Source organism: Nocardia sp. NPDC004123, assembly GCF_053603795.1.
In genome coordinates, this window is sequence record NZ_JBSGGG010000003.1 from 212,520 (window position 1) to 232,509 (window position 19,990).

The window sequence follows — 19,990 nt, forward strand, 5'->3', positions numbered from 1 at the left end:
GCTCTAGCTCCTGTTCGATTGGTGGTTTGACAGCGGCCCGCCGTCTCGCTCGGTGGCCGTTTCAAGCAGTTCATCGGCCTCGGCGAGGAGGAATCCGATTGTGCTGTCGAGTACGTTCAAGTCGACGGAACCGTGCTCGCCCATAACGCCTTCTCTGCGTCGGGTCAGTACGCCCTGCAGCAGCGTCGCCGCCTTCCAGTGCGTGAACGCGCGGTAGTAGTCCATCCCCGACACGTCGAATCCGGTCAGTCGGGCGTACTCCTGGATCAATGCTTCGCGGTCGGCGAATCCTCCGGCCTGCGTCGGGCTGGGGATGGCGATGCTGGGCTCGTCGGCGGCGCGCCAGTCGTCGAGCAACCACGCCAGGTCGGCCAGTGGGTCGCCAAGAGTGCACAGCTCCCAGTCAAGAACTGCTGTTACCGTGCCTTCGTCGATCAACACGTTGGCAAGGCGCAGGTCACCGTGGGTCAGTACGGTTCTTGCCTGAGTCGGGATCCCGGTCTGCAGGCGGGCCAGGACCGCCTCCCACGAGTGGTCGTGGTCGGACGTGCGGCCCCAGTAGTCCCAGTTGCGCTGACCTCGCTTGAGCTGCCGCGATATGAAGTCGCCGCGACGGCCGAGATCCTGCAGTCCGGCGGCCTCGACATCGACCAGGTGGATCGCTGCGAGCACGCGAATCATCTGCGTACTGAGTTCGCCGCGTTCTGACACCGTCAAGGTCGCTGCGTCGCCCACCGTCTCGAGCACACGTCCCGGCATGGCTGTCATGACGTAGAACGGGAAGCTCCCGCCCTCGACGTTCGTGGCCTCCGCGGACCCGAGCACCTTCGGCACCGGCACCTCGGTGGCGTCGAGGGCTCGGAGCACCCGCGCCTCGCGAAGTACGTCGTGTGCTGCGGAGTCGTGCCGATTTGCCGGGGGCCTCCGGAGCACGCATCGCCGGCCCAAGGCATCGGTGACCAAGTAAGTGATGTTCGACTGCCCCGCACCGATTCGGACCATCGACACCGGAGGGGTAAGGCCCGGAAGATGCTCGGTAATCCACTGCTCGAACCACGGCTTATCGTTCATCGTCATAGATCGAGCTTCAACAGGGTGCTGTTCGACCGGCTTACGCAGATCATCATCGTGTCGTTGGATTCTTTCTCGTCATCGGTCAGATATGTGTCGCGATGATCCGGTTCGCCGGCCAGCACCGTCGTCTCGCATGAGCCGCAATATCCCTCCCCACAGGAGAACGGCACGTTGGTGAGAACCGGTCGGATAGCGTCGAGAATTGTCTCGCTCGGCCCGACGGGGACGGCTGCGCCGGTACGAGCCAGCTGGACCTCGAACGCGGCGCCTTCCTTTGCGACGACCGCGTCCGGATCGGCAGCGAACCGCTCGACATGGAGCACGGTGCTTCGCCCACTTGTCACATGCAGGTCTGTGACGGCATTTATCATTCCGGTCGGACCACAGCAGTACACATGCCCGCGCGGATGCAACCCCTCGAGCTCCTCGCCGAGCGCAGGAAAACCCTTCTCATCTTGAGGGACCACGTCAACGCGACCGGCATCGTAGAGGGAAAGACGGTCCAGAAAGGCCATGCTGGTACGGGAGCGCCCGCCGTACACAAGGCGCCAATTCGCGCCCGCCGCGTTTGCCTCGGCGATCATCGGAAGGATTGGCGTAATTCCAATTCCCCCTGCCAAGAACAGGTAATGGTCGGCCGACACTTGCTGGAAGTTGTTCCGCGGCTCACGCACGCCGAGCACCTCGCCGACCTGGGCCAGACGGTGCAGTTCCACCGAGCCGCCTCGGCCTTCATCCTCGCGAAGGACGGCAATCTCATAAACCGAGCGGTCGTTCGGATCACCGCAAAGCGAGTACTGCCGCGCCTTCCCCGAGGGGAGGATGATCTCGATATGGGCGCCCGGGCTCCATTGGGGCAGCGGTTGTCCATCCGGACTCTCGAACAAGATCGAAGCGACAGCGTCGGTTTCGTGAATGACCTTGTTGATGCGGAGCTGTAGTAGGGATGTCATTTGGGGAACCACTCATTCCACGTCGAACGGCACGATGTCCGGGATATGGTTCGGGTCGGTAGCGGCCGCGCTGGGGGTGCGGCCGGAATTGGACCACTCTTTGATCTTGCTCTGGACAGACTCGGTTTGGAGGACCGTCGGATCCATGTAATAGGCGGCACGGCGGAGGGCGAGCATCACCTCGGTATCTGCGGTGGCCACTTGCAAGATCAATGATTGAGCCTGACGGGTGTCCTCACACGGCGGCTCGAAGTTGACGAATTCAGTGCCGGCGTAGAAAGAGTCCTGGCCGGCCGCCATACCGAATGCAATATCCGACCAGGGCGCGAGGTCGCGCGAAACCTTCTCGGCAATCCCGGCGATCTCGCCCCCCGACTCGGCCACAACATCCTTCAGGATCGTCGCAGCCAGGGCGGCCATCGTCATGCCCTGGCCATACAGCGGGTTGAAGGATGTCACCGCGTCACCGACTACGACAAAGCCCTCGGGTCGGCGATCGAGCTGCTCCCACAATCGTCGCTGGCTGCCGATCATCTGGTACGTAGTGGGGGGCGTCACCACTTCGGCCTTGCGGGCGAAAGCTCCGAGAAGTGGGCTGGGGGCCTGGTCGAGGAAGTCGAGCAGGGCATCCAATTCGCCGGGCGGGTAGTCTCGCGCCATCCCGCACGCGGCGACGACGTGGTTGCCATCGCCGCAGGGCTGGAAGCTACCGCCCTTCGTATTTCCCGGGTGCGGAGGGGCGCCGAGTCCACGCATGCCGTCGGGCAGGACGCCGTCGGGGAAACGCACAACCATCGTCGCGTAGCCCATGAACGGGCGGATATGTTGCTCCTCCGGCCGGTCGTAGCCGAGGTCTTCGAGCCAATTTCCGGACTTGGAACCGCGACCTGTCGCGTCGACGACCAGATCGGCAGAGATCTCATCGATCTCGGCGCCTCTGACTTTGACGCCAGTCACTCGTGTCCTGTCGTCGGTCGAAATCAGTGAAGTGGCAACGCCTTTGACCACCCGCACATTGCTCAGCGCGAAAACGCGCCTGCGCAGAAGCCATTCGAAAGTCGGCCTGAGAAACCCGATGACGCCGATCCCGCCTACCGCCCGGGCCCCCCAGCCCTCCGGCGTCCAGAACGGCAGCATGCTCGCGGCGTCGTACTGTTCGCAACCGTTGTCGAGCAGATCCTGAGCGAAGTCCGGAAGCAGCTGCTCGATGCGGTCAAGCCCGAGTGACATCAGCTGGTGGACCTGGGTGCCCTGTGGTACCCCACGTCGGAGGGCAGGGGTGTCCTCCAGCTCATCGCGCTCAACGATCGTGATCACAGCGAACGAATCGCTCAGAGCTGCAGCAGCGAGCAGACCGGCGATGCTTCCACCGAGAACTACAGCGTGGTCGAGGGGCAAGATAGCCTCCGTAAAGAAGAGTTGAGCTTTTCTGGAATGCCGCAAAGAAAGCTTTCACGGCATGACTAATTGAAGTATCGGGTTCGAGACACTACGGAGTCATCCGTACCGCGCTACGGAGATCGGCGTTATGGACTACCGGATGAGCCGGTGACCACGCGCCGGACGTGAGGTTGTCGCAACGCAGAAGACGCTGGTGTTGTGCCAGCGGATTAGCGCTGGCACAACACCGCGGCGCAACGTCATCCGAGCGATGAACATTGCGGGGGGATGGCTCGACCCGCACCGCCAAGAGCGGCCAAGTCTGTGTTCGGGTTCTCGTTACGAGGGTGCGAGGAAGACGTCGTAAACGTGCTTGGTGTCGCAGTATTCGATGAGCTCCGATATCTTCCCATCACGGAAGCGGAAGATCAGGTGGTATCGGTTCCGATACTCCTGCCCGCGGGTCGTATCGAGCGAGGAATAGCATTCGACGGCGACGGCGTCGCCTTCGGCAATCATTCCCGTGGCGACCCATTCAACCGGGCTTGCAAATTGTTCCTTCATCTGTTCGAGCAGCATGACCATTTCATCCTTCGGATGCGGACCCGATATCGGGAGCTGCCCGGGAACTGTCCAAGTGCCATCGTCGGTCATCAGCGATGTCATCGTGGAGTAGTCGGTATCGGCGAAGGCTTTCATGAATTCGACGATCAGTTTCTTGTGTGCTTCGATGCTCATGGTGATTTCTCCTGCCAGTCGGATGCGTTCGGCGGTACCGGGGTCTCAGCCGAGCGAGATCACGCCGGTGGAGAGCGCTCCCATCAGGCCGCCATCGACGTCGAGAGCATGACCGTTGATCCAGCTAGCCTCGTTCGAAGCGAGAAACACGACTGGCGCGGCGATATCTTCAGCCGTGGCGTGCCGGCCGATGAGGTGCCTCACCCCGTCCAAGTTGTCTTTGCCCATATGCTCTTCGAAGTCTTTGAGAATTGGCGTCTCTACCGGGCCGGGCGTGATCGCATTGATACGAAGGCCCATCTTTGCGAAACGAAGCCCATTGCTGAGGACGTATACGGTCGCCGCTTCCTTGGAGAAAAGATAGGCATTGCCATCCTGCGGATTCTCTGCGAACCACTTGGCCCCCTCGTCGAACGTTTTTGTCGCGAGTAGTTCGTTGATCACAGGCAGGCGTGCAGGCCACCCCGCCCCGGCTGTAGATGAAACAACTACTACGCTGCCACCTGGTTTGATCGCGTCGGCAAGCGCCTCGGTGAGATGACGCACAGCAAGGAAATTGACCTTGAGAACGAGGTCCGCCGGAGCAGTTCCAGGGATTCCGGCGACGCTGATCACAGCGTCCCATTCGCCGTCGAGTTGTGCGACGGCGGAATCGATCGAGTCCGGATCAGCGAGATCCACGGCGATGTGCTTTTCTACCGGAACGCTGGGCTCGTTCCGATCCAGACTAAATACAGTTGCCCCGCCTTCACCGAGCAATCGGGCCACGGCCTGGCCGATACCAGAAGCGGTTCCTGTTACCAGGATTCGCTTGCCTTTGACGTCGGACACGTTCTATCTCCTTACCGAAGTTGCTCAACCAAAGCGCAACCCACCGGTGAATTACAGGTTCCTGTGGCCGCTTGTGTTCTTGGCGAACACCGCTGGAACAGGCACCGCCGATGGGGTTGGACCAGCATGGAGGCTCGTAACCCGAGCAGGACAGCCCTCGGTAGTGGTCTCACGGGAATTGCGTAGTGCCGTACGGGCGACTGGGGTTGGCTCGAGGACGAACCTTTTCAATACGAGAGGTGCCTTCGCGTCCGACGGTCCACTGCGTGGCGCCCGTGACGGCGCGACGATATCGAGAGGATCTGATGTACCCAGGAACGTACGCGGCGACCACACCGGACAAGATCGCGGCGATGGTTGCCGAAACCGGTGAGTCGATCACCTATCGCGAGCTCGAAGAGCGATCGATCCGCCTTGCTCACGTCTTGTACGACGCCGGCCTCCGTCGCGGCGATGTCGTCGCATTGCTCAGCGAGAACAGCCTTCGAGTGTTCGAGGTCTACTGGGCCGCGCACCGGTCGGGACTGTATCTCACCTCGATCAACCACAACTTGTCCGCGGAGGAAGCGGCGTACATCGTCCGAGACTCCGGTGCATCAGCACTGATCGTGTCGGCCGGAAAGGGAGAGATCGCGACCGAAATTGTGGTGGGAGCTGATGATCTCAAGCTCCGGCTCTCCTACAACGGCGCGGTAGTTGGGTTCGATCCTTACGAAGTTGCTATCGCATCGGCCTCGGCGACTCCGTTTGAGGACCAACCTCGCGGCGCTGCGATGCTCTACTCATCGGGGACCACCGGGCGGCCGAAAGGAGTGCGGCCTCCGTTGCCGTCAGGGCAAGTCGGTGAGGTAGGGGATGCAGTGGTTCAGCTGACTGGTGCGTACTTCGGGGTGGACCAGGATACAGTCTATTTGACTCCCGCACCGCTCTACCATGCCGCTCCTCTGCGATGGAGTGCGGCAATGCAGGCACACGGTGGAACCGTTGTGGTGATGAAACGGTTCGACGCTGAATCGGCACTGCACGCGATCGAAAACCACAAGGTAACCCATGCGCAATTCGTGCCGACGATGTTCGTGCGTATGCTGAAACTCGGCGACGATGTGCGCACGCGGTACGATGTGTCGAGCTTGAAGGTTGCCATTCACGCCGCTGCGCCTTGCCCGGTAGAAGTGAAACAGAAAATGCTCGCTTGGTGGGGTCCCATCCTGGTTGAGTACTACTCTTCAACCGAGGGCAATACGTTCACCATCGTCGACAGCCCTACCTGGCTCACCAAACCCGGGACGGTCGGTAGGTCAGTACTGGGCGTACTTCATATCTGCGAAGAGGACGGTCGAGAGCTGCCGCCGGGGGAGACCGGCACTGTCTACGTGGAACGCGAAGATGTTCCGTTCATTTATCACAATGACCCGGTCAAGACGAAGGCTTCCCAACACCCTAACCACGAGAACTGGACGACGCTTGGCGATATCGGATACATCGACGAGGACGGCTACCTGTTCCTGACCGATCGCGCGGCGTTCGTCATCATCTCCGGCGGAGTAAATATCTATCCGCAAGAGATCGAAAATGTTCTCGCATTGCATCCCGCGGTTCATGATGTCGCTGTGATCGGAGTGCCGGATCCGGAGATGGGGGAGTCGGTCAAGGCGTTCGTGCAAACGGTCAGCGGAATTGAACCCGGCCCCGAGCTCGAACGCGAGATCATCACATTCGTCAAATCGAAGATCGCTCACTTCAAGGCCCCGCGTGGCGTGCATTTCGTTGATTCTCTGCCGCGTACGGACACCGGAAAGCTTATGAAGGGGAGACTTCGTGAGCAGTATGTCACTGGTGCAAATGCGGCCGATCAGAGCATGGTAGACACTGTTCAAGCCTGAAAATTGTCGACCGTGACGGTGCCAATATGGACCGTTGCCGTCAACCCGCCGGTTATCCCGCGGTGCGCAGCAACGGCCGCCAGCACTCCCCATAGGGTGGGCCGATCCATCCGATCCGATTTTCGGATTTGTGTCCCCTGGCCAGGGCATGATTAGGTCATCCACGGCAGTGTGGTCTGGGACACACTGGATCGTGAGCCTGAGGTAGGGTCTTGGTATGCCTTGTTGTTCATCCGGGGCGGATAGTGGTGGGCGGAGGCGCTCACCACTTGCCAAGGGCCCGTTCTCGCGCCACAGCGGGTGGCAGCGGGTACCCGCAGGCGGACATGATGCAGTGCGCAATCCTCACCCGGACACCACTAAGTCGATCGCAGAGCGGCCTGTGGGGTTCTCGGCATCGGGTGCGCCGTCGACCGGCCTAAGGGCAGCCGGGCCACGGCCATCGGCCGGCCTGGTGCCGACGAGGTTCCCGAACAGGCGGAACCGCTCAGTTCGCTCACAACGTGGTGAAGCAGGTGTGCACAATGAAGCAGACATGGCCGCTGATCGGCCGTTCGAAAGAGCTGATCAACTTTCGGGAACTGCTCGACGCTAGAACGTCGGGCGGCATGATCCTGGCGGGCGCGCCCGGCGTGGGAAAGACACGAATTGCTCGAGAGTGCCTACAGATCGCGGAGAAGAAGGGATTTGCGGTCGCTGTCGCGACTGCGACTCGTAGCGCCTCACAACTGCCGTTCGGTGCGATGGCACCTCTTCTAGTCGGACGTGACGGTGCCGAATCAGGGCTCGCCCCGACCTCCGATCGCGCTGCGATGCTGCGCCGTGCGGCCGCGACACTGCTGCGCAACGCCGGCGGACGCCCACTGCTGCTGTTCGTCGACGACGCGCATCTCCTAGATGACGGATCCGCGACACTGGTACATCAAATAGCGGCATCGCGGGCTGCGGTCGTATTGCTCACCGTCGTTTCAGGAGCGGATACCCCCGACTCGGTCATGACGCTCTGGAAAGACGGCCTCGCCACCCGGATCGATGTGCCGAGTTTGTCCCCTGAATCGGTGGAGGAACTCGTACGTGCGGTTCTCGAAGGTCCCGTCGACGGAGCGACCGCTGTGCGGCTGGCCGAGGCTTCGCAGGGTAACGCGCTCTATCTGCGAGAACTACTCATCTGCGCAGAGGCAACGGGTGCGTTGACGAAGGAAGGTGAGCTGTGGTGTTTGACCGGTCCGCTCGCCCCGTCCGAACGGCTGACCGAACTGATCGAAATGCGTCTACATTCGTTGAGTCGCAGCCAGCGAAAAGTTCTGGAGGTCGTCTCATTTGCGCAGTACCTTACTCCGGAGATCTTGGCTCAGGTCTGTGACCTGCTGATCGCTGCCGAACTCGAGCGCGACCATCTCCTGGTCAGCACTCAAGACGCTGCCGAGCTCACGGTCCGTCTCGCGCATCCGCTATATGCGGAGGTCGTGCGTTCCCGGACGCCGGCGCTGCGGACTCTCGAAATCGCCCGGCAGCTCGCTGACAGTGTCGAAAACAGCGGATCATGTTCCGACGACGACGTGCTCAGGGTGGCTGTTTGGCGGCTCACCGCTGGCGGTGCCGGTCCCGAGTTATTGCTTACGGCGGCTCGAATCGCGAGGTGGCGCTACGACTTTCCGCTTGCCGAACGACTTGCCACAGCCGCTGCTCAGGCCGGTGCAGGGTACGACGCACATCTGCTCATTGCGCAACTAGCTATTGTGCAAGGCCACACTGAACGTGCCAACACCTTGCTCACTCGACTCGCTTCGAGCGACCTCGACGATGACCGATACGCCGAGGTGGCGCTGCTCCGGATCGAGACCACCGCATTCCACCTCGGGAAGATGCGTGAAGCAGAGGAAATCGCCACTGCGGCTCTCGCGCGGCTGCACAACGAGACTCATCGGCAGGACGTCGAGTCCAGGCTCGCCACCATCGCGTTCGCCACGTCTGGACCGCGTGCAGCGCTTGACCGTGCGCTGCCGCAACTCGAACACGCCACGGGAGAGGCTCTGATCTGGGCGAGCATGACGGCGGCTCACGGTCTTACCTGCATCGGTGAGTTGTCCTCCGCGATTGTGGCCTCGGAAAAGGGCGAAGCAGCGCAGGCCGGCTTGCAGCACCGATCCGAGTGGTATCCCTGCTTCCATCTTCTTCATCGCTGTGATGCGCTCAATCAGCTCGGTAAATTCGATGTCGCAGAGCGTATTGCGACAGAGCACTACAGGGCCGCATTGACCGACCGATGCCTCGAGGACCAGGCCACCTTCGCCTTCGTACTGTCGAAGGCCGTCGGTGACCGCGGCGGGATGGCTACGGCGGCGCATTATGCGCGGGAAGCGGTCGCTATCTACCATCGCCTGGCTCGGCCCCAGTTCGAACTGTGGGCTCGGCAATACTTGGCGACAGCGCTTGCTCTGCAAGGACATGCCACGGAGGCCGCCGAGGTTCTTGACGACCTGGATGCCCTCGGTGTTCCGTTCTACCAGGTGATGGCGCCGGACTTGGTTCAAGCCAGGGCATGGAGTCGAATCGCCGCGGGCGATCTTGATGGTGGCCGGCGGCTTCTGCGTGAAGCCGCGGCGACGGGCAACCGTAGCGGTGACTACGTCGGCGAAGCTAGTGCCCTGCACGCGCTGGCCAGACTCGAAGAAGCACCCGCTGTGGCGCCGCGGCTATCCGAACTTACGTTGGTGATCGAAGGAGAACTCATTCAAGCCCGCTCAGCCCATGCGTCTGCGCTGGCGACTGGTGACGCCACTGCATTGGATGCGGTCTCTGTCGTGTTCGATCGTCTTGGGGCAACGCTCCTGGCCGCCGAAGCGGCCGCTGATGCGGCTGTGGCCTGGCGGCATGCCGGGCAACCGCGCCGCGCCGGTACCAGCGAGATTCGTGCTGACCTCTTGGCCGAACGTGCGGGTTTCCCTGTCACACCCGCATTGAGTAGGCCCGAATGCCGCGCGAAGCTCACTCCCTCAGAACGAAAGATCGCTCTGCTGGTTGCGAGCGGGAGGACGAATAAGGCGGTGGCAGCAGAGCTACAACTATCTATACGAACCGTCGAAAGCCATCTCCAGCGCGCATACAGCAAGCTCAACATCTCACGCCGATCCGACTTGAGCGAAGCGCTTGGTATTTGGTCGGGAGTCTCCTGAGCAGCCCACTTCGGATATGATCGGCGCGCGGCTTACCGGTTCTTTCAACCGGTAAGCCGCCGATTCGACATACGTCGTGGAGGTGTGGACGGGTTCGGAGATCGGTGTGCGTAGTGCTGTTGCATCGAGTTCAGTACCCCACCACTCAGGCTTCCTGGAACCTGCAGTGCGTTAATACGTATGTGACGCAACACACAGAAGCCGATGACTTGCGTAATTCGCTCCAGCCGGCGAGCGACGATCGTCAGGATGCCACTGAAAATACTCGCGCAGTACCTGCCCTCTGGTGGGCCATGGCGGGAGGTCTGCTCCTGTTATTCCAGATCTGCGTGTGGGCCCGGTGGCTACTGTCCGGGAACGCAACTCCGACGCCGGTCGGACCTAGTGTGCAACCTACGTGGATGTCGGTTGTGCAGATCATATTCCAGATTGTTTTTCCAATTCTTGCAATTGGCTCCTTCTTCGTGTACGTTCTGCTGCCTTGGAAGAAGGCTGGAAGAATTTCGAAGGATGGTTTGTGGTGGTTCGCCTGGTTGCTGCTGGTCTTCTGGGATCCGATGCTGAACTTCTTCCAAAATATTGCTGTTTACAACCCGAACATGGTCAATCTTGGTTCATGGACGATGGGCAGTTTTCCTGGCTGGGGGGCGCCGAGGACCAATTATATGGCCGAGCCGCTTCTTGTGATTCCGCCCGTATACGTCTTGCTCCTGCCAGCGGTGATGGCAGGATGTGCCCTGATCAAGTGGCTGCGTAACAAGGGTCTTTCTGCGCCGCTCTGCATTGTAGTGAGTGCAATCATCTTGATGATCGTTTCGATCGTTCTTGAAGGACTGCTGTTCTTCCCCTTGGGCATCAATGCTATTCCAGGCGCTGCTCCGAGTTTGACGATCTTCTCCGGCTCATACCATCAGTATCCGGTGTATCATGCATTGTTCTTCGGAGCGTGGCTTGCTGGGGCCGCTGCGCTCAAATTCTTCACCGATGCCAGAGGCGACTCCGTTGCTGAGCGTGGCTTGGATAGAATCGATAGGTCGGATCGTACGAAGACTTTCATCCGCTTCCTGGCAATTTTCGCTGCCAATGTAGTGATCTTGGCCTTCACCTATTGGATTCCCATGCAGTTCTTCGCCCTCAAGTCTGGCCCATGGCCGACGTCGATAACGGAGAAGTCGTATTTCACTGGGAACATGTGTGGCGGGAATACGGGGTATGCGTGCCCCGGTCCTGCTATCCCGATTCCGCGGCAGGGTTCTGCGCATGTGGCACCCGACGGCTCCCTCGTCGTTCCCCAGGGCACCGAACTGCCGCCGAGGACTGGATCTGGCACCGAGAAGTAGCGATAGGGAGGAGAGGCGTGGCCTAGCAATCAGGCCACGCCCCTGGCTACATCAGTATCTGTCTGAGTGTGGGAGTCTCGGCTGGCTCAGATGTCGGCGGTCGTATGGCTTCGGGGCGCCGGCGCTGAGGTTCGCGCAGGACATCTCAATGCAGGCCGGATCGCCGGCTTCTCTTGGCGGTCGCGCGACCACATCCGGGCCCGGACGGTGAATATCGGCCCGCCCGTGATCGGCAGCGTCGGTGCCGGACCTGAACAGTGGCACCGGCGACTGATAGTTCACAGCGTTCTCGAACGTGGCATCGCTGATACGGCCCCCAACACGGCCAACCGAAGCCCCAGCAGTTCGTCGCAGTGACAGCCGACCCAACCGGCGCGAAGCCGCCGCCGATTGCTGTCGGTGTCGGTCTGGTGGCATTGAAACAACGCCGGCGGCTGCTTGGGGAGCCCAAGTCGTATGCAGGCCTGCTCACATCACGCTAAACCCGAACTGGCTCCGCGTCTTGCCCGGAGAGGAGCCATCAACATCGCCGGCCGGACACAGAACGTGTCCGGCCGGCGATGTCGATGCTAGGGTTTGGAGTCCTCGGTGTGTCTTGCGATCAATTCGGCGTTGCCGCGGATCAAGGCTTAGTATCCACTTGCTTCCAGGGGCACTGAGCAGTGCTCGTGAACGATCTTGAACCTGCCATCGATCCGCCGGAGGACGAGCGTCTCCCGCATCGTCAGTACCGTCGGCTCTGCTTGGTCCTTCAACTTGAAGGTAGTCTTCCAGGTGCCGTGGAAGTAGGCGATATCACCGACAACATTGATGTAGGTGTCCGTCCACTCCGACAGTTGTGGACCTTCGGTCACATTGAAGAAATCAGTGGCCCGCTTACGGAAGATCTCAAGTCCGACCAGTCGCATCGGTGGCGCGAGGTCGAAGAGAACGAAGTCTTCGTCTGCGTCTCCCGTGAAGTAGACGTCCGAAGATACCTGCGCGTCCAGATCTCGGTTGTAATAGGCTTTGTGGAGGTGTTCGAGTACCGCTTCGACCTCACGCACAGCGCTGTCACTATTTTCCATTGTGTATTGCCCTTTCGCTCCGCAAGCCGCAAGCCCGAATAGTCTGCGGTCGGCCCAGAAGAAGTTACGTCGTGTATAGCGTAGGCTGTGGATTCGCGAAGTCGATGGCTACCGACTACTGAAATTGCCGAATTTCGCTACGGAGGTGCCTCTGGTGAGCGAAATGATCGCAGCCTTGCCGGCGATCGGTGCGCCGGACAAGATCGTGACGTGCGCATTCGGTCAGAGCTCTGCGGACGACCGGTCTGGCGTGGGTGCCCATGCCGGTTCTGAAGCCCAGATCATAGTCCGCCGATCGCGAGCGACTCTATCGCGTTCGGTGCTATGCTTTTCTATTTCTTCAGGATGCGAATCGACTGCTATCGACGAACCTACTCTTGGCCAGATTCCTGCTGTGTTAGTTCGGTGCAAGCAAATAGATACGATCTGCAAAAAGGCTTGATCCTCGGCGGGCTTGTAACTGAGCTCAGGGATAGTGGAGAGCCGTTAACAAAGATTGCGTAACCGCCGGCCGCATCGTGCCTATGGTCGTCGCGCAGGGGTCGTGACAATGCGTGTCGGAACCTCAGTGCCCAAGCCGCCGTGCCGGTGCGAAGCGCCAGGCCGCGCTGGCTTTGCGCTGTGTGCGTACAGCGCGCGGCGCTCCATGATGACTGGCCTGATCGACACAGCTTCGCCGACTGTGCGGGGAGTTCATGTGACGACCCGACTCGCTCGTGCAGAACGACGTTCGGGCACGCTTCCCGTGTCAATAGCACTGCGACCGTTGACGGATTACCCAACCGGTGCCCCTGGCCTCTTCGCACGAAGAGGCCAGGGGCACCGTTTCCAGCTACCGTCTCGTCCAGATGGGTCGGCGAAGTAACCGAGTGTCGGTTTGGCTGTGGGTCCTGCCGGTGCTGACGCCGTGGTCGTTGGTCCACTACGACCGCAGCGTGCTCAAGAAGGTGCGGACACCGTGAACCGCGCTGCCGGATAGTAATCAGCAGTAGCGTTCGATCGATCTCCGTAGCCAACTACGGGCGCAGTTGCATCTTTCCTGTGCATAGATCGAAGTATGAAGCAGGCCACGTTCTTCGACGGAACGGAGTACCGCTCCGTCGATGAAATCAGCACCGAGGCAAACGAGTATCCGCACAAACCCATGCGATGTGCGCACGCCACCAGGTCTCCCGTTGGTGGTGATCGAGTGGGCGTGATCATCGAGAGTGCCGCACGCGAACAATTCCTGCGACAAAGTCACGCCGATGTGCTAATCACGTGCGTGCCGACTGCCGACCGATAAGCCTTCCGATTTGGTACGTCGAACTCGACGGGGACCTCTACATCCAAACACCCTAGAGGATCAGTGAAGCTGGCTGGTGCCTCGTCCGGAAAGCAGGACACGGTTATGCCTCAGGAATGCGATCGGCCATGACCGCCGAACGATGGTTCCCACCCGAAGACGACGTCCACGTGCGAATTTGGCTGGCTGGCGTGGTCTTCGACTGCACGGCCGCCGCGGCGGCGGTATACAACTTGATCCACGATTGGCGGCGACAGCGTTGGTGCACAATCGAAGTGATATGTGGTGCCATCGACGACTGTCGGCTGCTGCCGCGCCTGCCATGCGAACGACTGTTCCTCGGACCGTGATCGAAAGCCTCCGGGGTCCGCCCGGGGTGAGGAAGACCTTGGGGTCGTGGCCGGTGCTGGGTTCGAATCGGAGCTGTCGTGTGTGACCATACGGTCGGCGAAATGTGCGGAGAGACGGATTTGCGTGCCTACCGCTCAGTCGTTGTGTCGATCCTCTGTGGGGAGACGTCGGCGGCCGCGTTGGCGTCGAGTGCGGGTATCCCGGCGGCAGATTCGTCCGTGTGGTTGCCGCGCAGGGCGCGCTCGGCGGCCGCTTGTGCTGGCGTGAGCTGGGCGCGCCGATGTTGTTCGGCGTGTAGTTCCGTCAGTTCGTCGAGGAGCCATTGGTTGTCGGTAGTGGCGGTGGGATCGGTGGCATCGGAAGTATTCGGGGCTGGTCCGTAGAGGATGGCTTCGTTGTCGGTGAGCGTGATACGTCGCTCGACGTGGGCAAGGCGTTGGATGATCTGCTCGTCGGTGAGGGCTTTCAGCGGATCCGGAGTGCCGAGGTTTGCCGCGGTCGATGAGGAGTCGATACCGGATGGGCGCGTGCGGGTTTGGAGGTTGGGGTCTTGCTCGACCCATGCTTCGATTGCGTCGCGGGCGTGTTGTGTACGGGCGTTGCTCCAATCTCGGCGCAGCATTGTCAACGCTGCGGAAGCGGGATAGGCGTCGGTGATGTGAGCGCAGCGCGCGCGGAGGTGGTCGACGGGGTTGTGGTCGGGGATGCCGTCGATGTTGTTGTCGCGGCAGTCTTGGCAGAGCCCGTCGTCGCTTTGGCGTCGGCCGGTGGGGATGGTGTCGGTGACGGCGCGTTCGATGCTGCAGTTCACACAGCAGAAGCCGCGGCTGTCGGGGACAGCGGCGAGGTCGTAGTCGAGTGCGTAGCCGACAGGTTTCGAACTCTGAGTGATACCTCGGAAATAGGGGTGCGGGATTCCTTCCGGCACGGGCATGTGGTGGGGTGCGTCGTCGACATCGGCGCGGACATCGAGGTATTCCTGTGCTGCACGGGCCGCGTCGCTTCCGGCCAGGTTCGATGAGGGACGTCGCAGTTGAGGGTCAAGGCGCGTCTTGTCGTCGCGGGCAGCATGGTGCCGCAGTTCGTCACGGTTGGTGGGTATGGTGGCGGCATCGGGTCGGTAGGTGTGCGGATCGGCGGCGGGTGTGGCTGCTTCGATGAGAGCGCGCAGCTGCGGGAATCTCTCGGCAGCCCAACGCAATCGAGCCTTGGCGACAGGGAAGCTGTTGCGGTACAGGGTGGTCGCGATGAGGTCCAGGGTTTGGATTTGTTCGTCGGTTGCCTCCCGAGTCAGCGCGCCGAGTGCGGTTGTTGCGTCCTGGATGCGTCCGGTGCGGAACATCTCGGCCACCGCGCGTAGCCCCTCCGGCACCCCGTCACCGGCGCCGCTGTTGGTCCTCGGTTCGATGCCGACGCGAGATAGCTCGGCAGGATCGGTTGTTGTCGGTGCCGGATTGTCAGGAGATTCAGACATGGAGGTGTCCGGAGTGGTTATGGGGTGGGACTTTTCGGCTTCCGTGTGGGTGGGCTGGTGTCGGCTTTCGGGAATATCGGGATGCAGGAGGGCCTCGATGCGCCAGGCAAGTGCGGTAGCGAATTGGTCGGGCCGAGTTCCGCTGGTGTCCTCGGTGTGTGCTCCGATGAGGAGTTCGTGTGCGGCGGTAAGTAGATCTTCGGCTGTCCAGCCGCGCACGATGCCGTGGTCGACGGCGGCCACGATGCGTGTCCAGGCCGGATCGATTAGCACGTGTTCGGCGGTGTGGTCGCCGAGCAATTGGTGCAGGTGAGTTGTCCACTCGGGCTGGAGGTTTCGGGCGCCGGTTGGGGGAGTCAGTGCTGAGGGGTCGAGTCCGAGGCGGAACCATAGGGCTGCGGCGGGCATGTCGTCGGGTAGCGGTCGTTGGGCTGCGGCGCGGGTGAGGCGTGTGTCGATGCCGAGGCCTGCGAGGGCTGCGGTGTGGAGTTTGTCGGCCAGTTGTGGCCACCAGGGGTCATCGAGAATGCGGGCGTCGAGCTGTTTGATCAGGGGTGACCAGGTGTTGAGGGTGGTGTGGGGGTCGCCGAGGGTGTCGGTGGTGCGAGCGTCGAGCAGTAGTTGATGTTCGCGTTCACCGACGGTGAGTCCCGGTGGGCCGGTGGGGCGTATGTCGGTGTCGGGTGTGTGGTTGCCGGCGCGCCAGATAGCCAGGTCGGCCAGCAGTCGGCGACCGCCGAGAAGCGGTCGAGCCCATGCCGGAGCTGTTGATGGCGTCCACGACTGGATGTCGGCCCGGATCTGGTCGGCGAGCGCGGTGACCAGGCGGGCTCGGGCGCGCAGGTGTTCGGTGACGAGAGTGTCAGGAAGTCGGCGAGGTAGTCCTCGCAGCCAGGGCAGCGGGCCGGGCTCGGTGGAACTGGCATGCGAGGTGCCCAGACGCCAAACCAGGACAGCGGCGGGGTCGTCGGCGGTGTCGAGTTCGCGCGCGGCGATCGCGGCGGCGAGCGCTTGGTGTGGGTCGTCGCCGGAGAGCGCGATGAGGGCAAGATATTGGCGCAGAACGGGATACGCGGGAGCGTCGAGAAGGCCGGGCCGTAGCTGTTCGGCGAGTGTGTCGAGGGTGGTGAGTCCGTTGGTGCCGAGGGTGTGTTCGGCGGCGACGCCGAGTGCGTCGAGGTAGGTATCGATGGCGCGGCCGAGGCGGTTGTGGGGGTTGAGTGCGTCTCGCAGGTCGGTGTGGGCAGATTTCTGGGTGGCGTCGCGGGCGAGAATCCGTTGCAGCACTTCGGTTGCGGTGCGTGGGAACATGGCGGGTTCGGTCCAGAACGATGCTTCGCTGCCGTCGATCGTGGTGGGCACATACACGTGGTTGGCTCGGGCGCCGCGGGTCAGGGCGACGTAGAGCTGGTTGCGTGATTCGAATCCGGCGAGCACGACATGGCAGGTGTCGGCGGTGATGCCTTGTGCGGAATCGATCGTCATCGCATAACCGAGCCGCACATGATGGCGAACGTAGGAGGCGGGCAGCACGGTGCTGTCTCCGCTGTGGCGGCCAGGGCGAAGGTGGGTGACGGTCAGAGCGCCGTCGGGATGGACATCGGTGACGGTCCAGCGATAGCCGTTGCGCACCCAGTCACGCTCACCCAGGCGCAGTCGTGGATCGTTGTGGCGGGTGCAGATGATGTCACCGACTGATGCGAAAAGCTCGTCAGCCAATCTCGTTTCCCACCCGGGTGGGGCTTTGGTGCGGGCGAGTCGGTCGGCGCGGGCTTGAGCGTTGAGTTGGCTGACGGCCTCGTGGGTCGCGGCGAGCATGATGGTGTCGCGACCTGCCAGGTGGTCGGCGATCCATCCGGCGTAGCCCTGCTCTCGAACTGCGGTCGGCGACCCGGAATGCACCCGCTGGTGATCGAGGTAGAAGCCCAATGCGCACGAATCTCCCTCGCGTATGAGCAGACTCGTGGAGGCTTCGGCGGGCAGAACGAACCGTACAACGTGGGTCAGTGTTGATGCGCGCGCGGCGTCGGCGGTGTCGGCTGCGCCGCCGCCGGCTTCGATCGGGGGGAGTTGGTGGTCGTCGCCGACGCACCGGACCGCCGCGCCACGAGAGAGCAGGAATTCGAACAGCTGTAGGCGCTTGTCGTCACCGAGGCGCATGTGCTCGTCGACGATCACCAATGTGCGGGTGTCGATCTGCAGTACCCATTGCGGCAGTGTGGCCGGGAACGGTCGATCGCCGTCAGTGAAGGTCGCTGTAGTGGGCGAGTGGTCGCGCAGTGTCGTCAGCAGTTTGTCGACGGTTTCGACGCGGGCGCCGGTCGCTTCGCCGAGGACAGCGGCCGCAGCGGCGGTCGGAGCCAGTCCCAGGACGGTGCCGCCATCGGTGCGCCAGGCGTCGGCGAGCACGCGCATTGCTGTTGTCTTGCCCGTGCCGGCGGGCGCGTTGGTGGTGGCGATATGCCATGGAGATTGTGCGAATTCGGTGACGACCGATGTCTGTCCGGCGTTGAGTTGCCGGCCACGATTGGCGGGGTTGCTGTTGTAATCGCGGATCGTGGCGGCGACAACATGTTCGGGGATTGTGCGAGCACCGAATTTCAGGGACAACTCGATCAGACGCTCGGTCACATCCAAACGGAGCACGGACGTGTACTGGCGTAGGTCGACTCTGGTGTACATACTGGCACCGTCGACCCGCTGATAAATCGTCGGCGTCTCACGCAAGACCGGCTCCGCAGTCAGATCAGGGTCACCACGGGCGACAGTATAAGATCGTGACAGCGCTTCGGAGATCACCGCGTCCACCGTGGCGGCCCAGTGGTCGCGGGGGAGCCTGCCCCGCAGTCGGCGTTCTGCTTCCGCGCGGACATGGTGCCATTGCCAGGTTGGTCGCTGGGCTGACACTGTGGCGAGGACTTGCTGCGCGATGCGTGCGATGCCTTCGGCTCCGATTCGACCGCGCGGCGGCGGTGAGCGTTGAGAAATGATCGCGGAAGTGGTGTCCGCCATGGCTTTTCGTCCACCGAGGACCGATTCGGCTTGTGCGCGCCAGTCCGCGCGCTGCTGTGCCCGGGTCCGGGATCGGTGCTTGGCGGGCCGTGTTTCCAGCGTCGCGCGTTCCATCAGCGCGAACAGTTCCTTGGGCATCGGTTCGCGTCGGAGGCTGTGTTGGAACGCGGCCGTCAACTCCCCGAGCTGCGCGGTGATCGCGGAATCGCGCCGCGACCAGAACTCGACCAACGATGAAGGCATACCGGTGATTTCGCGGATCGGACGTTTCGTGGGGTCGGTGCCGGCGCGTTCGCTGAACGACAGACCGAGGTCGGCTTCCAGATGCTGTTCCAGGCGAGAGTTGTAGATCTCGCTGACCGTGACCACCAGGCGGTAGATGACGGTCGCGTCGAGGGTGCGCCAGCGCCCGTCGAGGGTGCGCACCCGGTTCGCGATCAGCATATGGGTGTGCAGATCCGGGTCCCCACAGCGGGATTCGCGATGGGTGAAGCGGGCCGCGACGAGCCCCTCAACATCCACCTGCCGGACCCCGTTGCGACCCAGCCGCGTGAACACCCCGTGTTTCTCGAGCCAGGAGATCGCGTCGTCGACCGTCGCTTCGTGTGCGGCGGCGACCTTCTCGGACACCGCTTTAGGCGCTATCGCCCAGAGCGCGGACACGCTCTTGACCGGGCTGAAGGTGATGTCGAAACCGGCTACGGCCGCTGACTGGGGGCGTGAGTTCCGTGCCACCCACCCCGAGAGTTCCCGAGCGTCCAACGGTGCGCGCCCGATAGCGTCGGTGAACATGCTGGTTGCAACCCGGGTACGGATCCGTGCACGAATGTCGTCGGGAATCGCTGAGGTTCGGTGAACGCCGTGCGCGGCATTGTGTTCGGCGAACGCATCGGCGCAGTTGTTCCGGAATTCGTTGTCGTTGTCGTAGACCCGGTACGGGTTACCGAGCCGGGTCGCGTGGTCGGCGGCACGCTGTGCGTCCTTGGGCTTAGCTCCTCTGGCGATCTCGGTGGTGATGATGCGTTCGTCGATGAGGTCGGCATCCGGGTGCCTCCCTTCGCCGAACAGGGCTTTCATCTGCTGTTCGGTGACCTGTTGTCCTTCGGTGAGGCCCAGCGCGGCCAGCCCGGCACCGTGCCAGCGGCCTGGTGATTCACCTCGCGCCGAGTAGTAGTCCGCGAGCGACCCCGGCCCGCGGTCGGTGGCGTCATCGGCGGCTACGTGCCGCAGGTAATACAGATAACCGTTGCCGGCCAGGACTTTGTGCAGCGTCGCCGTCACACCTCCATCGAAGACTTGATCTGTTGGAATGGCGAGAGCCGAAGATGGTAAGGGATTGACCAATTCGGCCGTTTCGCCTGGTTGTTACGGAATTGTGGCCCTCTATGCAAGAGGTCTGCTTGCCGCTGATGGGGAAAAGAGTGGG

The 19,990-nt window shown here is 62.1% G+C and carries 12 protein-coding genes; 4 read left to right on the top strand and 8 right to left on the bottom strand.

Translation table 11 applies throughout. The features are described from left to right. Nucleotides 1-3: 3 nt before the first annotated feature. From ACWEQQ_RS05385 to ACWEQQ_RS05405, 5 genes are all read right to left on the bottom strand, one after another. Nucleotides 4-1,077, bottom strand: a complete 1,074-nt coding sequence (locus tag ACWEQQ_RS05385; protein WP_452347267.1) for a phosphotransferase family protein — start codon at nt 1,075-1,077, stop codon at nt 4-6. Then, the gene (locus ACWEQQ_RS05390) at nt 1,074-2,027 is read right to left on the bottom strand and encodes a PDR/VanB family oxidoreductase (RefSeq protein WP_452347268.1); all 954 of its coding nucleotides are present in this window, start codon (nt 2,025-2,027) and stop codon (nt 1,074-1,076) included. Before ACWEQQ_RS05390 ends, ACWEQQ_RS05385 begins: the two co-directional genes overlap by 4 nt. A 12-nt stretch (nt 2,028-2,039) precedes the next feature. Then, nucleotides 2,040-3,425 (bottom strand): NAD(P)/FAD-dependent oxidoreductase, encoded by a 1,386-nt coding sequence (locus tag ACWEQQ_RS05395; protein WP_452347269.1) that lies wholly within the window; start codon nt 3,423-3,425, stop codon nt 2,040-2,042. Between the two features lie 321 nt (nt 3,426-3,746). Then, a complete protein-coding gene (locus tag ACWEQQ_RS05400) occupies nt 3,747-4,145 on the bottom strand; it encodes a nuclear transport factor 2 family protein (protein WP_452347270.1) in 399 nt (132 codons plus the stop codon). A 45-nt stretch (nt 4,146-4,190) separates the two neighbouring features. After that, nucleotides 4,191-4,976, bottom strand: a complete 786-nt coding sequence (locus tag ACWEQQ_RS05405) for a coniferyl-alcohol dehydrogenase (RefSeq protein ID WP_452347271.1) — start codon at nt 4,974-4,976, stop codon at nt 4,191-4,193. A 305-nt stretch (nt 4,977-5,281) separates the two neighbouring features. Between ACWEQQ_RS05405 and ACWEQQ_RS05410 the strand changes: the two genes are divergently transcribed. The 3 genes from ACWEQQ_RS05410 to ACWEQQ_RS05420 all read left to right on the top strand — a co-directional run bounded on the left by ACWEQQ_RS05410 (nt 5,282) and on the right by ACWEQQ_RS05420 (nt 11,375). Continuing rightward, entirely contained in the window at nt 5,282-6,859 is a 1,578-nt protein-coding gene (locus ACWEQQ_RS05410) for an acyl-CoA synthetase (protein WP_452347434.1), read from the top strand. A gap of 524 nt (nt 6,860-7,383) precedes the next feature. After that, complete coding sequence (locus ACWEQQ_RS05415; protein WP_452347272.1) at nt 7,384-10,035, top strand: AAA family ATPase; 2,652 nt, start codon at nt 7,384-7,386, stop codon at nt 10,033-10,035. A gap of 401 nt (nt 10,036-10,436) precedes the next feature. Beyond that, nucleotides 10,437-11,375, top strand: coding sequence for a spirocyclase AveC family protein (locus tag ACWEQQ_RS05420; protein WP_452347273.1), 939 nt, complete (start codon nt 10,437-10,439; stop codon nt 11,373-11,375). Between the two features lie 278 nt (nt 11,376-11,653). Here ACWEQQ_RS05420 and ACWEQQ_RS05425 read toward each other — a convergent pair whose 3' ends face one another. Together ACWEQQ_RS05425 and ACWEQQ_RS05430 are read right to left on the bottom strand one after the other, a co-directional pair. Next, nucleotides 11,654-11,800 (bottom strand): DUF6283 family protein, encoded by a 147-nt coding sequence (locus ACWEQQ_RS05425; RefSeq protein WP_452347274.1) that lies wholly within the window; start codon nt 11,798-11,800, stop codon nt 11,654-11,656. A 204-nt stretch (nt 11,801-12,004) separates the two neighbouring features. Further along, nucleotides 12,005-12,421, bottom strand: coding sequence for a nuclear transport factor 2 family protein (locus ACWEQQ_RS05430; RefSeq protein ID WP_452347275.1), 417 nt, complete (start codon nt 12,419-12,421; stop codon nt 12,005-12,007). A gap of 1,434 nt (nt 12,422-13,855) precedes the next feature. On the opposite strand from ACWEQQ_RS05430, the gene ACWEQQ_RS05435 reads away from it, so the two are divergent. Further along, nucleotides 13,856-14,077 (top strand): hypothetical protein, encoded by a 222-nt coding sequence (locus ACWEQQ_RS05435; RefSeq protein WP_452347276.1) that lies wholly within the window; start codon nt 13,856-13,858, stop codon nt 14,075-14,077. Between the two features lie 128 nt (nt 14,078-14,205). Here the strand turns inward: ACWEQQ_RS05435 and mobF are convergent, their stop codons facing one another. After that, nucleotides 14,206-19,845, bottom strand: coding sequence for a MobF family relaxase (gene mobF / locus ACWEQQ_RS05440; RefSeq protein WP_452347277.1), 5,640 nt, complete (start codon nt 19,843-19,845; stop codon nt 14,206-14,208). Between the last annotated feature and the right edge of the window lie 145 nt (nt 19,846-19,990).